This window comes from Psychrobacter sp. DAB_AL62B (genome assembly GCF_028895345.1).
GTDB lineage: Bacteria > Pseudomonadota > Gammaproteobacteria > Pseudomonadales > Moraxellaceae > Psychrobacter.
The window spans coordinates 26,271-39,822 of sequence record NZ_SAXC01000008.1; the positions used below are offsets into that span (position 1 = coordinate 26,271).

Annotated in this window: 13 protein-coding genes; 10 read left to right on the forward strand and 3 right to left on the reverse strand. The window is 41.7% G+C overall.

The genetic code is table 11. The annotated features are described in order from the left end of the window. Nucleotides 1-155: 155 nt before the first annotated feature. Nucleotides 156-1,190 (forward strand): GlxA family transcriptional regulator, encoded by a 1,035-nt coding sequence (locus EPB74_RS10545; protein ID WP_274904109.1) that lies wholly within the window; start codon nt 156-158, stop codon nt 1,188-1,190. Nucleotides 1,191-1,235: 45 nt separating this feature from the next. On the opposite strand, the gene EPB74_RS10550 is transcribed toward EPB74_RS10545, so the two are convergent. Beyond that, nucleotides 1,236-2,561, reverse strand: a complete 1,326-nt coding sequence (locus tag EPB74_RS10550; protein WP_274904110.1) for an LD-carboxypeptidase — start codon at nt 2,559-2,561, stop codon at nt 1,236-1,238. Nucleotides 2,562-3,000: 439 nt separating this feature from the next. On the opposite strand from EPB74_RS10550, the gene EPB74_RS10555 reads away from it, so the two are divergent. Continuing rightward, nucleotides 3,001-3,411 (forward strand): YkvA family protein, encoded by a 411-nt coding sequence (locus tag EPB74_RS10555; RefSeq protein ID WP_274904111.1) that lies wholly within the window; start codon nt 3,001-3,003, stop codon nt 3,409-3,411. Nucleotides 3,412-3,498: 87 nt separating this feature from the next. Here the strand turns inward: EPB74_RS10555 and EPB74_RS10560 are convergent, their stop codons facing one another. After that, nucleotides 3,499-3,804 carry a hypothetical protein gene (locus EPB74_RS10560; protein ID WP_079691369.1) on the reverse strand — a complete coding sequence of 102 codons (306 nt, stop codon included), beginning with the start codon at nt 3,802-3,804 and terminating at the stop codon, nt 3,499-3,501. A gap of 138 nt (nt 3,805-3,942) precedes the next feature. Further along, nucleotides 3,943-4,500 (reverse strand): hypothetical protein, encoded by a 558-nt coding sequence (locus tag EPB74_RS10565; protein WP_274904112.1) that lies wholly within the window; start codon nt 4,498-4,500, stop codon nt 3,943-3,945. 439 nt (nt 4,501-4,939) lie between these two features. Here EPB74_RS10565 and dnaQ point away from each other — a divergent pair, with 439 nt between their 5' ends. The 8 genes from dnaQ to EPB74_RS10605 all read left to right on the forward strand — a co-directional run bounded on the left by dnaQ (nt 4,940) and on the right by EPB74_RS10605 (nt 13,537). Further along, entirely contained in the window at nt 4,940-6,640 is a 1,701-nt protein-coding gene (gene dnaQ, locus EPB74_RS10570; protein WP_274904113.1) for a DNA polymerase III subunit epsilon, read from the forward strand. A gap of 148 nt (nt 6,641-6,788) precedes the next feature. Beyond that, nucleotides 6,789-8,471, forward strand: a complete 1,683-nt coding sequence (locus EPB74_RS10575; RefSeq protein WP_274904114.1) for a hypothetical protein — start codon at nt 6,789-6,791, stop codon at nt 8,469-8,471. A gap of 68 nt (nt 8,472-8,539) precedes the next feature. Continuing rightward, nucleotides 8,540-9,577, forward strand: a complete 1,038-nt coding sequence (gene nudC, locus EPB74_RS10580; protein ID WP_274904115.1) for an NAD(+) diphosphatase — start codon at nt 8,540-8,542, stop codon at nt 9,575-9,577. Between the two features lie 101 nt (nt 9,578-9,678). Then, nucleotides 9,679-10,590 carry an RnfABCDGE type electron transport complex subunit B gene (locus EPB74_RS10585; protein WP_274904116.1) on the forward strand — a complete coding sequence of 304 codons (912 nt, stop codon included), beginning with the start codon at nt 9,679-9,681 and terminating at the stop codon, nt 10,588-10,590. A 41-nt stretch (nt 10,591-10,631) separates the two neighbouring features. Beyond that, a complete protein-coding gene (gene nth / locus EPB74_RS10590) occupies nt 10,632-11,327 on the forward strand; it encodes an endonuclease III (RefSeq protein WP_079691365.1) in 696 nt (231 codons plus the stop codon). A 24-nt stretch (nt 11,328-11,351) separates the two neighbouring features. Further along, complete coding sequence (locus EPB74_RS10595) at nt 11,352-11,684, forward strand: low molecular weight protein tyrosine phosphatase family protein (RefSeq protein ID WP_079693041.1); 333 nt, start codon at nt 11,352-11,354, stop codon at nt 11,682-11,684. Nucleotides 11,685-11,878: 194 nt separating this feature from the next. Further along, on the forward strand, nt 11,879-13,045 hold the full coding sequence (metK, locus tag EPB74_RS10600) for a methionine adenosyltransferase (protein WP_274904117.1): 1,167 nt from the start codon (nt 11,879-11,881) through the stop codon (nt 13,043-13,045). Between the two features lie 87 nt (nt 13,046-13,132). Next, nucleotides 13,133-13,537, forward strand: coding sequence for a DUF3144 domain-containing protein (locus EPB74_RS10605; RefSeq protein ID WP_446740042.1), 405 nt, complete (start codon nt 13,133-13,135; stop codon nt 13,535-13,537). Nucleotides 13,538-13,552 lie beyond the last annotated feature (15 nt).

Genomic DNA, 13,552 nt, shown 5'->3' on the forward strand with positions numbered 1-13,552 from the left:
ATTAATCTAATTTAGCCCATTGCCGTATTGTCATTTATGACATAATTATGGTCAAATAAGACACTTATAAGCCGCCGAGCTAGACAGTTTCAGCCGAAAAATACGTTGTATTAAACAGCAGCCATTAAAAAACAGATAAAGGAAAACAGATAACTATGCCCTATTTCAAACCTTTTAAAGTGATTATTCTTGGCTTCGATGGTGTGCTTGGTAGCGTGCTTGCTGGGGCGTTAGACTTATTTTCATTCACCGGTGTCAGCTGGCAACGATTTTTGGGTGAAGCCGTAGAACCTAGATTTAATGTACAGATAGCAAGCTTAGGTGGCGTCGATATTAGATGTAGCAACCGCTTAATCATGCAAGCGCATTGCGATATTCAGGATGTTGATGAGTGCGACTTATTATTAATCCCAACCATTGGCGATTCAATTGATAAGGTATTGAAGCAAAATAGCCAGTTAATCCCACATTTACAGCGGCTAGCTAATACCAAAGCAGATATCGCTAGTAATTGTAGCGGAGCTTTCTTTTTGGCAAAGGCAGGGTTATTAGATAATAAAACAGCGACAACCCATTGGGGCTATGCGAGTAAGTTTAAGGCAGATTTTCCACTGGTTGATTTGCAAGAAAATCAGTTTGTCACTCAATCAAAAAGCCAGTCAAAAAGTGACTCAATAACCCAGTCCGGCAATATATTTTGTGCAGCAGGAGGAAGTGCGTTTTATGACTTGGGATTATTATTGATAGAGCGCTATTGCGGGCGTGAGATTTCTACCCAAGTGGCAAAAACCCAGATTATTGATAGCAAAAGAGGCAATCAGAACAGTTATACCAATGTGACTTTGCATAAACCGCATGCAGACCAACTGATCAAGCAAGTACAAGAATTTATTGAAGAAAATTTCAATCAGCCTATACAAGTGAGCAGTTTGGCTGCCATGGTTAATATCACTCCGCGCACGTTAAATAGACGTTTTCAATCTGCTGTCGCCATGCGTCCGATTGAGTATATTCAAGCGGTGCGCATTGAACAGGCAAAACGTTTATTGGAGTTGGGCGATGTGACGATAAAATCGCTAGCGGAGCAAGTCGGCTACGATGATATCTCCTCATTTACCCGCCTTTTTAAACGCGCTACTGAGTTGACTCCAAAAGAATATCAGGGTAAATTTTCGCGTTTAGCTATTTAGCTATTTAGCTATTTAGGTTTTCTTTATTGCTGATTTCTCTGATGACTAAACGTTTTGCCATAATCCTTCTACATGAATCGTATCGGCTTTAATCGTTGGGTAATCCGTAAATACCAATTGATAGCCACCCACTGTATTCGGGCTAATCTCACAATTCGCCCCAAGTGGAAAGCTGTGTTTTTGTCCAATATGACCAAAGCTCATGCCACTATAAATCGGTAATCCTGTCAGCTTATGCAATTGACGAATCACCGTGGCGACATCATAGCGCTTATCATAGCTGTCTTCACCCGTACCCGATAAGGCACCAAATACAATCGCCTGTTGACCTTTAAACACGCCTGCTAAATACAAATCATATAACATGCGCTCGATACGATAAGTCTGCTCGCCCACATCTTCCAAAAACACAATACCGCCAGCAAGTCGTGGTAAATAGTCACTACCTGCCAGCGCCGATATTACACTGAGATTACCGCCCCAAATAGTACCGGTTATTGTTTTCGGTTCACCACTTGACATAATACTGGGTAAATTTGGACTGGTCAAAGACGCATCTTTTATACTAATGGTTAAATTAGGATTGGTTAATGCTTGCACAAATTGTCGACAGCTGATCTGATCGGGTTTAGTTTTGCCAAACTCGCTATAGAGCATCGGTGCAGCAAGCGAGCTCATATCCCCTTTAGCCAATAGCGCACACTGGATAGCCGTCACATCGCTAAAGCCTGCAAGTATCGTACCGCGCTCTTTCATGATACAACCTAGCGTCGACCAATCAACCATGGGTAATAAACGCATCGCACCATAACCACCACGCACACCCAGTAGCAGCTTAGGTGCTGCGATCGCACCGGTGGCAATGTTTTGTAAATCACTGGCTCGCTGTGAATCAGTACCAGCAAAACGTAGGTACTGGCGTTTAGTAATCGCAGGATTATCTACTTTAAAACCTGCACAAGACAGGCGGTCTAATGCCAATTGATTACGCTCATTACTGCCACCAACGTTGGAGCTGGCAAAAAGTCGCGTCTCTATACTCGGTGTGATACAGCTTGTTTGCGTCTGCAATGTCTCGGGCGATACTATTTTTGAGACTTGTTGTAATGGCAGGTTCTCATCCAACAGTGCGGTTGGCAGATCGTCTTTGGTGAATGACGTATTATTATTTGTATCAATCGTATTAGAGGCAAGCACCTGAGTAATACCTTGGGTCGCTAACAATCCTACACTTGCACTTATGCCGATTTTCCGTAAAAACTGGCGCCGATTCAACCCAGCCGTACTTTTTATAGGTGATTCAGCCGCTTTATGATCACTCTCATTTTTATTATTTTTTAATGATTGTGCAGAAGCTATTTTTGAAGCCATATTTTGTTGCTACCTATCAATTTTTATCTTGGTATAATTTTAAATGGTTTTTATCTTTGTTATTGATTTATTTAGACTATAGTCGATTCAATTTAAAAAGAATACAGTGCTGCTGAGATAAGTTTTGCGAAGCCTCTGGAGTGCGAAGCGCACAGCAAGCGAGGAAAACTTATCTCAGCATAACGCTGTTTTTAACGTACCTCTTTTATATTGAACTGACTATATCTAGATACTGCATTGTAGCTTGTTTGTCAGCGCTTAAAGTTGCCTAATCTTTGCCTGTATTTACTTTTTCGCTATCATATGAGATAAAACTGCTCAGGCAACCTGCATACTTAAAACCACAGACCCAACAAATCGTTATAGCGCAACATTGGCACACCTCATAACTTTGTTATAGTATAAGAATACTGATTGCTGTTAAATAAGGATAATAATAATGTCTGATAAAACGACTGATAAACAGAAAAAAGAAGAAATATTAGATGCTGATCTTGAGTACATCATTAATGAGGAAGAAAAGCTTAAAGAAAAATTGGCAGACAGCAGCCACCTTGAGCGTTTCACCAAAGACTTGATGCTATTTATGAGTCTGATTAAGGACTACTATAAAGGCAACTATCGTGATATTCCTTACAAGACCATTTCAGCAGGAATTGTCGGTTTACTCTATACCATCAACCCTATAGATATTATTCCAGATTTCATCCCTTTTATTGGTCATATTGACGATGCTCTAGTGCTTACCTTTTGCTTAAAATTGATTGAAAAAGATTTGCAAAAATATCAAACGTGGAAGAAAAGTCAGTCTACTGCCAAACCTACTACTCATTTAAAGAAAAAAGCCTGACCGTTTAAATGCAGTAAAAAGCCACGACTGATAATCAATTTATCGGTCGTGGCTTTTTATTAATCAGTATAAACTTACCTAGGCTACTCAATCAGGCACACCATAACTGGATTTTTCGGGATTGAGGCCAAATGAATAGACGAAAGTAGCAACGAGGCTATTAATGATAATAAATGGTACATCGATAGCGACGTGCCCGAGCGCGTAGCGACCGATTAACCACGATATAATCAGCATAATAATAAAGAACCCACCCAAATACGCCAAGATGGCAGGATGCTTTAGATTATAAGGCTGCTCAGGTTTGGGCTGCTTATCGAGCACATAGGTTCTGACTGCCCAACCGGCTGCATAAGAGAACCCACCCAATACTACATAACTGAAAAAATTCATATTGCCTGACTCGAATGACATGACGGTTTATGATAATGAGTTACTTATAATAAACAGTGATTTATAAAAAGTATTTATTGAATGAAAACGTTATTTATAATAAATGACGGTCTGTTAATAATGACTTATCGCGCTTACCTAAATACTATCATTAACATTATCGATAACAATATTGGCATGTGGATTGGCTAAGATATCGGTATTGACGTCATCACACTCTACGCGATAGATGGTATTGGCACCTCGATAAATATAGGATAAATACTCACTATCCAGCAACGGATCGATATTAGCATAAACAGGTTTGACATGAGCCAGCACCAATACTCTATCCGGACGGCCAATGACGGCGTCAACATTATCAGGATCAATAGAGAAAAACGTTGGTATATCACTATTCTCAATTACTTCTAACGGCTCAGCGTCATCCCAAACGCGCTTAGCACTAGCGGGCTCTTTCATTTGCATCACCCACGAACCGCTTTGTTGGCTGACTTTTATTTGCGCAGGTTCGTCATGACTGACGGTATAACAGCCTTCAAAAACTGACAAATCCACTACGGGCTCTACCGCTCCAGCATCGATTTTGCTGCTGTTGGTATCATTACAAGCGGTCAAAAATAATACGCTGCTCGCCGCCATACCAATCATCAGGCGTGTCAGTCTTTTATAAAAAATATTTGAGTGTAAGGACATAATGGGGTTATCCTGCATTGGTGCATTAAAAGCTTTTATTGGGCGTATTATCGTCTAACAATATTATCGAATATTACCATCAAACATTGGCATCAAGCATGGGCATCAAGCATGGGCATGAAGCATTATCATCAAGCACTGCCATAAAACAACAGTATCAAAATATGTACCATTGCTGCCATTTTTACAACAGCATTATGCTGGAAATTTTTAGCTATCTCGGAAGATAGCTTCTGACAATCGCTCTTATTTTAACAGAAAACCGCTATGTTACTATTATGATATATGGTTTTGCGTTTTTGTGCATGGCAACTGCCCACACTAATGCTAGATTTGTTATACTCAATCCCAGCATATGCAAGTAGAGCTATCGTAAAAAATGTGAGTAAAACCTCTTTGCTCTACCCTACGTTTCTCCTTATTAGGTCAATAAATTTTTATGTCAGACAATCGTACCTCAGCGCAGCAACTTAATACCAACAACGCTATGAATCCATTAGCTGCTAAACCAGACACAACGGTTGCCTATACGGACGGTGCATGTAAAGGTAACCCTGGCGCTGGCGGTTGGGGCGCGCATCTTATATTTAGTGACGGGCGTACGCAGGATTTGTATGGTGGCGATGACGAGACGACCAATAATCGTATGGAGCTGATGGGTGCGATACAAGCATTAAAACATAGCCCACATGGGCAAAACCTTGAGATTTGGACAGACTCAAGCTATGTCAAAAAAGGTATCACCGAATGGATTGAGGGCTGGAAAAAGCGAGGCTGGAAAACAGCCAGTAAAAAACCAGTCGCCAATCAAGACCTTTGGCAACAACTAGACGAGCTTTGCCAACCACGCGATGTTGATTGGCATTGGGTCAAAGGTCATGCTGGACATGCTGGCAATGAAAAAGCAGACGAGCTGGCAAATTTAGGCGTGACGTCCAGTAGTGAAGATTTATCGACAGTAGACACACAAGATACCGCTAAAAAAAAAGAGCAAATAGTGTCTGATAAAAAGCCATCCACGAGCGATGATTGGCTAAAGTTTGATCCATTAGGTTTTGATATGATGGATGACGAGCTTGATGAAGAACTATCAGATGATCATATGGTGGAAAGTCAGATATTAGAAAAACAGACGTTAGAAAGCCAGATATCGGAAAGTCATATACTGGACAATTATGGTAATGATAAAAACCATGTCGATGATATGATGTATAGAAGCGATATAGTAGAAGCAAATCGCTATCAGGATAATGCTAGCAAACCAACGACTACCACAGATATACCGGAAGCGCAGACCTTTATGACTGATACCACGATTAACGCTAATATACCAAATATATATACTGATATAGAAGCTACTATAGATACTGAAACGCCAAAATTCGATGGCGATACTAGCCGTGCCAATCCACATTTTAAACCGCTACTACCTCAGCCTATCAATCGTCATGAATCTGACCGCCAACTCATCATGGATACTGAAACCACAGGTCTTGATCCGTTAAAGGGCGATCGCATTGTCGAAGTCGGTATTGTAGAGATGGTCGGGCGTAAGTTTACCGGCGAAAAGTTACACGTCTATATCAATCCACAGCGCGGTATGGATGAAGAAGTTATTCGGATTCATGGTATCTCTGAAGCGTTTTTAACCGACAAACCAACCTTTGATCAAGTCGCTCAGTCGCTCTATGACTTTATGGACGGTGCAGAGGTCATCGCTCATAACGCCACGTTTGATATGAATTTCCTAAATATGGAATTTGCCAAAGTCGGCATGCATGACTTTGCCGAGCGGGTAAAAGTGACTGACTCGCTGGTAATGGCCAAACAGCAATATCCTGGACAAAAAAACACCCTAGACGCTCTCGTACGTCGTTTAGATGTTGGTAAACAAGACCGTACTTTTCACGGAGCATTACTAGATTCAGAGATTTTAGCTGAAGTTTATCTGGCGATGACCGGCGGACAGGTCACACTGGCGATTGAGGAAGACACTCAAGCAGATGGCGGACATACTGCCCATGCCAGCTTTGCCAATTTGGCTGCTTTATTGCTTGAGTCGAGTACCGATGAGAGCGCCAATCAAAGCTGGTATGCTACGCTCGCAGAAGACTATCCTGAGCTAAAAGCCAAAATGTAACAGTGATTAAAATAGCTTCTTAAATTGGCCGTTAGGGGATATAGTCTCGATCATTATAACAATAAGCGTTAAAACCTTAGCTATATACTTTTTTAATTTATCCTCTAAATGATTGCCATTTTCGTCAGTATTTTATGGAAAAATAACTATGAATAAATCTAACCAAATGAAATTAACCGCACCAACGCTGAGTGTGACTGACTTTAATCTACCATCACTCCATTTATTGCACGATGAGATTAATGTCATATTAAAAGACACTGAGATCCATTTGGGCGAATTTACTGACGACAATAGCCAAGCGCCTTTATTGTTAGACTCTATTATTGTGCTAAAACAGCTGTCTTGTATTTTTCAGCTGATTTCTTTGGCTGGTGCAGAAGCGCTCAACACAGCGATTATACAGGGGCTGCAACAACTTTATGATAGTGGTGATAATAACAATGTCGCCTTGATTATGGATTTGTCAGAAGCCATCATGACGCTTGATCGTTATGTTGAATTTGTGCTGCTGACGGAGTCGGTAGAGCCGACTTTATTATTATCTATTATTAATAAGCTCAATGCCCATAGCCAAATTGCACCTATCGATGCAGAGTATTTTGCTATTTTCGGCAACAGTAGTGTCATCATTGCCAATCCTGAACAGAATTTCCAGCCGCTTAATGAGCTAAATCTTGATAGTGAATTATTAACTTATGCATATCGTAGTGGTCTTGGCGTCGCTTTGATTAATCGAAACGGTAATCTGAGCCAAGATGATCAGCAAAAACTGGATGCAATGGCAGCCGCCTGTGCTTTGATAGCAGCAAACAGCAGTAGTCTGTTTTGGCAAGCAGCAGCAACTGCGGTCACTGATATTGCAACTATCTTGCCTCTTAACTTGAGCCAAAAACACACACTTATTTATTTAGAACAGCAGTTCCAAAGCTACTTACCTGTGATGGATACGCGTTTTGCAGATTTGGTCAGTTTTGCGTGCCAACGTGATACCGAAGAAGCAAAAATCCTGCGTGAGCAATATGCTGCTAACCAACTAGAAGATCCGCAACGTAAACAGATGGCGCGCTTCTTATTCGGTCCTAACCGCGCACTCACCGACACTTTGAATACAATCATTCAGACTCAAATCAATACTATCAAAGAAAACGTCGATAGCTACGCGCGTGGTGATTCGATCAATCCAGTTGATATGCAAACCTCTCAAATCATTGAAGAGCTGAGCACATTGAGCTCATCATTACACCTGCTGGGTCTATCAAATGCTGCCCACAGCCTTACTAAAGCAGCAGAAGCGGTCACTAAATGGCGTACGCCTTCTCCAGAAGATTTTGACCACTTACTCTTGGCATTGATGCATGCTGAAAACGCCACTATTGCGATGGCAGAGATGCATACACCAGGGGCAATTTATCTGCCTTTGAATAATCCACATATCTCATTGCACCAGCTCAATACTGCTTATGATACGTTAACACAAGAAAGTCGTACCGCTATTGCCAGTGCCGAGCAAGCCATCAATGACTATCTCGCTGAACCTGAGCGCGATGTACTGAATATTCAAAACATTCCTGAGATGATGCGCCAAGTGGCCGGTGCGGTGCGCTTTTTGCAACTGCCAACGCCTGCTAGTATGCTCAGCCAATTGGCGAGCTATTTGCAGCAACGTATCAATAGTGGAACCCGTATCGATGATGACACATTAGCTTATATCGCTGATGTTATGATGGCAGTAGATCATCATCTAGATGGTTTTGAAAACCATCGCCCAGTCAGTAAGCAAGCACTTGATGTTGGGCAACACAGCTTGAGCCAGTTACTTGCTGCTTAATGAATTACTTTAATAGGCTCATATCTAAGCTGATATGAGCCGTCTTTGACCGTTCGGAAACTTGCCTTATGTCAAGCGCCTTTATACTTAATGACGAAACCATTTTATGTCGTCAGACGCCTAGTGGCTGGTGGCCTTTGCAGATTCAGTTGCCTCAATCAGATAACCAGACAGAGTCAAGCGCTAGCGACTATCAGCAAGCTTATCAAATTGGACAGGTAGCGCTATTTGAAAGCTTAGCGCCAAGCCACTGGCTACCTAGTGACGCTACAGATAGTCTAAATGAAGCCAGTGAAAATACTGACCCTAATGCCATAACTGCTCAAGCAGCCAGCGCGATTACTTATGACTATGCAATAGCACATAATATTGCCTTGCCTATTATTTTAGAAAACAATACTTTAGAAAACAGTAATTTAGAATCTAGAACTTTAGAAACCGATAATTTAGAAAATAGTAGTTTTGAGAGTAGCGCTAACGCTTTTGTGCCTTATCGACAGCTTATCACCCAACTTCCTATGGCATTGTCTGATCAGCTTAGCCAAGCCATACAGTTGTTACGTTGGCAAGCAGATACGCAGTTTTGTAGTCGTTGCGCGGCGCCAGTTGTTCATGCCAAACGGGATGATCGCGCCATGGTCTGTCAAATTTGTAGGTTGCGGCAGTATCCGCGTGTGCAACCCTGCATCATTACTGCCATTACCCGACCTAATCCGCAAACCGGTGAAATGCAAATTTTATTAGCCCATCATCATCGTTATGGTCAGCAAAAAACAGCGCTACAATCACTACAATACGGTTTGATTGCAGGTTTTGTAGAAGTTGGTGAAAGCCTAGAGCATGCGGTGGTACGTGAAGTGGCAGAAGAGGTGGGTATTAGTTTATCTGATATTCACTATGTAAGCAGTCAGCCATGGCCATTTCCGTCCAATTTAATGCTTGGCTTTCGAGCGTCGTATGCGGGTGGTGACATTGTCATACAAGAAGATGAGCTCTCACACGCCGACTTTTTTGACCTCTCAAATCTGCCAAAAATACCGTCGAAAGGCAGTATTGCTTATGAGCTGATTGCGCAGATTGCCCACGAACAAGGGTTATCGCTTTAAGCTCTAGCATCAAAGTATGATTGATAAATGTCGCCATTATCCTATTTATTCTAATGTCAGCGCTCAGAGCGTTTAGCACTGATATGAAGGTTTTCAATTAAATGCAAAGTAATACCAGCGAAAGTAGCACCAATATCCGCTTAATTAATCTGCCTATCTTGTTCGATACGTTGAACATACGAATTTTGCCTGCCAGTATACAAGCAAAGATTGCGCGCATTGACGCTTGTCTACCGCAGACACAGTGCGGTCTTTGCGACCATGCAGATGGCTGCTTACCTTATGCAGCTGCTATCGTACTAAATAATGAAGCGTACAATAAATGTGTGCCGGGTGGTCAACCAGTTACTGATGCTATCGCGCAAATTATCAATCAAGAAGACCTTGTATACAATCCAAATGATTTGAATAGCTTAAATAACAACGCAAAAGATGATACAGTTTCTAATACGCTAGCGCTTACCGCTAAACCTTCAAAATGGCCAATAGATGCCATCTCGCAGCGCCCTGTTGAAGTGCGCGCTGTTATTCGTGAAGACGATTGTATCGGCTGTACCAAATGTATTCCTGCCTGTCCAGTCGATGCCATCGTCGGTACTGGTAAGCATATGCATACTATTTTTACTGATTTGTGCACCGGCTGTGAGCTATGTATCGCGCCCTGCCCTGTTGATTGCATTGATTTGGTCACCATTGAGCGCACGCTTTCGATAGCTGAGCGTACATTTGAACAAGAGGATTTGCGCCAGCGCTATCATACCCATTTAAAACGCGTCAGTGAGCAGCTTGCGGATAGCAGCAATAGCAAGCCCGTGGTCAGCATGGTAGAGGCTAAGTTGAATAATGCTGCCAGTCAGTCGTTAAACATCAGTGAAAAGCAAGCGAAAAACACCATTGCCGCCGCCAAGCTACGCAGCAAAATTAAAAAGCTAGAAAAGCAGATTAGTGTGCGCCCAAATGAAAGTAAACAAACAGAGCTTACAGCATTACAAGCAGAGCTTTCACAGCTTTAATAATCAATAAAACACTAGCGAACAATGATAGTAAAAACACCATGAGTAAAACCGTCAAACATAAAACTGCTGATACCCCACCATCGAGGCGGATGCCCAATCGTGACGTGCGCCCATTTTTTGAAAAATTGGCAGCGACGATTGACGAGCCAGTCACTGAGCTGAATTATGGCAGTAATTTTGAGCTGCTTATCGCGGTGATTTTATCAGCACAGGCAACCGATGTGAGCGTCAATATTGCCACGCGCAAGTTATATCCGTTGGCGAACACGCCTGAGTCCATTTTGGCATTAGGTGAGGAAGGACTTAAAGCGTATATTAAAAATATCGGCCTATATAATGCCAAAGCTAAAAACGTTATCAAAACCTGCCGTGATTTGATCGAGAAGTTTGATAGCACCGTACCTGATAATCGCAAAGACTTAGAATCACTGGCTGGCGTTGGGCGCAAGACCGCTAATGTGGTCTTAAATACCGCCTTTGGACAGCCTACTATGGCAGTCGACACCCATATCTTTCGGGTAGGTAATCGCACTGGTCTCGCCACTGGTAAAAACGTATTAATCGTCGAAAAAAAACTGGTCGAACGCATCCCAGATGACTTTATCGTTGATGCGCATCATTATCTGATTTTGCATGGGCGCTATACTTGTCAAGCACGCACACCGAAATGCGGCGCTTGTCCTGTCTATGAAGAATGTATGTTTAAGGATAAAGCAGCGTTTTTAGAAGTATAAATACACTTTATAATGAAGACTTTAATGAATTTATTGTTTGTTTGCAGCAAAAACCAATGGCGTAGTCCAACTGCTGAAAGAATTTACCAAGACCATCCTAATTTAAATGTTCGCTCTGCTGGTATCAGCCAATCAGCTCGTAAACTTATAAATTCGATAGATATTAATTGGTCAGACATCATATTTGTGATGGAAAATAAGCATAAAAGTTATATAACTGACCATTTTCGCGACCAACTTAATAATAAAAGGCTGATTGTTCTAGATATTCCTGACGAATACCAATATATGGATGACGAACTAATTAAATGGTTAACAGAATCAGTAAACGCTTATTTGCTTCAATATATGAGATAAAATCATAATACTCCTCATTCTTTTTGGCCAGTTGCTACACAGTGTCTCTTCATTAATATCAACAGCTAGAGTTTTACTTCAATTCACGTTAAAATGTCATAATTTTTTGATTCAATTTTGCCTCTTATTTTCCGTTAACATTTAATAATGACTGAGTTTATAGATTACAGTCCTTGCAACTAAGCGATCCTATTATGCGCGAATACAACTTATTTACCTCAGAATCTGTGAGCGAAGGTCATCCTGATAAAATGGCTGACCAAATCTCAGATGCTATTCTTGATGCTATTTTGCGTGAAGATATTCATGCGCGTGTGGCGTGTGAGACACTAGTCAAAACTGGCGCAGTAGTATTGGCTGGTGAAATATCAACGACCGCCAACATCGACTTTGAACGTATTGTACGTGATACGGTCAACGGTATTGGCTATCATCATTCAGACTTAGGTTTTGATGGCGAGACTTGCGCCGTGATCAACATGCTTGGCAAGCAATCCCCTGAGATTGCCCAAGGTGTCGATCGCAGTGACCCTGAAGAGCAAGGTGCAGGTGACCAAGGCTTAATGTTTGGTTATGCCAGTAATGAGACTGAAGTATTAATGCCAGCTCCTATCGAATATGCCCACCGTCTCATGCAGCGTCAGTCAGAGTTGCGCCGTGCTGGTGAATTACCGTGGTTACGTCCAGATGCCAAAGCGCAAGTGACCCTAAAATATGACGGCAATCTTCCTATTGCTATTGATGCCGTGGTGCTATCGACTCAACATGACCCAAGTATCTCACAAGCAGATCTGCAAGAAGCAGTAATGGAATCTATTATTAAGCAAGTATTGCCAGCGGATCTATTGCATGCCGGTACGCGCTATCATATTAATCCAACTGGCAAGTTCGTCATTGGTGGTCCGGTCGGTGATGCAGGTCTTACCGGTCGTAAGATTATCGTTGATACTTATGGCGGCATGGCGCGTCATGGTGGCGGCGCATTCAGTGGTAAAGATCCTTCCAAGGTTGATCGTAGTGCAGCTTACGCGGTACGTTATGTCGCCAAGAATCTAGTTGCCGCTGGCATTGCTGATCGCTGTGAAGTCCAAATAAGCTATGCAATTGGCGTTGCTGAACCAACTTCTATTTCAATCAATACTTTTGGTACTAACAAGATTGGCAACGACGAAATCATTCGCTTGATCCGTAAACATTTTGACTTGCGCCCTTATGGCATTACGCGCATGCTTAATTTATTGCAGCCTATGTATCAGCAAACGGCTAGTTTTGGACACTTTGGTCGCCAAGGTTCTGAAACGGCCTTTACGTGGGAAAAAACAGACAAAGCTGACATTTTAAAAGCAGATGCAGGTTTATAAAACTTGCATTAAATGCTCTATTATTTTAGCCAGTTTTTAAACTGTCATAATAAATTTAAATCTACCTACCATTATTAGGACTCGCTTATGTCTCAAGACAATATTCAAGACGATATTCAAAGCAACATTGAAGACAATATTCAAGACGACGCTCAAAACAATAATATTGATGCAAGTCTTGAAATCACTCCTGAAATGCAGGCGTTTTATCAACGTGCGGATGCCATCATCGGTGTTGCAAACAGTCAGTTGGGTTCTGATGCCCACTCAGGACAAGTAGGTGCATCACTACTCTATGCAGCAGCACGTTATAGTGCCTCTGTTGCCTCTATCGGTTTTGTAAAGGGTGATGACTTTGCCAAAGAAAAAGACGATATTGTTGAGTTCTATGTCAAACAATACCGTCAAATGCTTAGCGACAACTTAACTGACTATGCACAAAATTTCGATAAATATGTGCAGATCAATCAAGATGATAAGCCTGCTAAATAAGACTCTTGTTAAATA

Bases quoted from the DNA above. Each gene is read 5' to 3' on its own strand.
- EPB74_RS10585 (WP_274904116.1), top strand. From the start codon at position 9,679: ATGCAAAGTAATACCAGCGAAAGTAGCACCAATATCCGCTTAATTAAT.
- EPB74_RS10550 (WP_274904110.1), bottom strand. From the start codon at position 2,561: ATGGCTTCAAAAATAGCTTCTGCACAATCATTAAAAAATAATAAAAAT.
- EPB74_RS10560 (WP_079691369.1), bottom strand. From the start codon at position 3,804: ATGAATTTTTTCAGTTATGTAGTATTGGGTGGGTTCTCTTATGCAGCC.
- EPB74_RS10545 (WP_274904109.1), top strand. From the start codon at position 156: ATGCCCTATTTCAAACCTTTTAAAGTGATTATTCTTGGCTTCGATGGT.
- nudC (WP_274904115.1), top strand. From the start codon at position 8,540: ATGTCAAGCGCCTTTATACTTAATGACGAAACCATTTTATGTCGTCAG.
- EPB74_RS10605 (WP_446740042.1), top strand. From the start codon at position 13,133: ATGTCTCAAGACAATATTCAAGACGATATTCAAAGCAACATTGAAGAC.
- nth (WP_079691365.1), top strand. From the start codon at position 10,632: ATGAGTAAAACCGTCAAACATAAAACTGCTGATACCCCACCATCGAGG.
- EPB74_RS10595 (WP_079693041.1), top strand. From the start codon at position 11,352: ATGAATTTATTGTTTGTTTGCAGCAAAAACCAATGGCGTAGTCCAACT.
- EPB74_RS10555 (WP_274904111.1), top strand. From the start codon at position 3,001: ATGTCTGATAAAACGACTGATAAACAGAAAAAAGAAGAAATATTAGAT.
- dnaQ (WP_274904113.1), top strand. From the start codon at position 4,940: ATGTCAGACAATCGTACCTCAGCGCAGCAACTTAATACCAACAACGCT.
- EPB74_RS10575 (WP_274904114.1), top strand. From the start codon at position 6,789: ATGAATAAATCTAACCAAATGAAATTAACCGCACCAACGCTGAGTGTG.
- metK (WP_274904117.1), top strand. From the start codon at position 11,879: ATGCGCGAATACAACTTATTTACCTCAGAATCTGTGAGCGAAGGTCAT.
- EPB74_RS10565 (WP_274904112.1), bottom strand. From the start codon at position 4,500: ATGTCCTTACACTCAAATATTTTTTATAAAAGACTGACACGCCTGATG.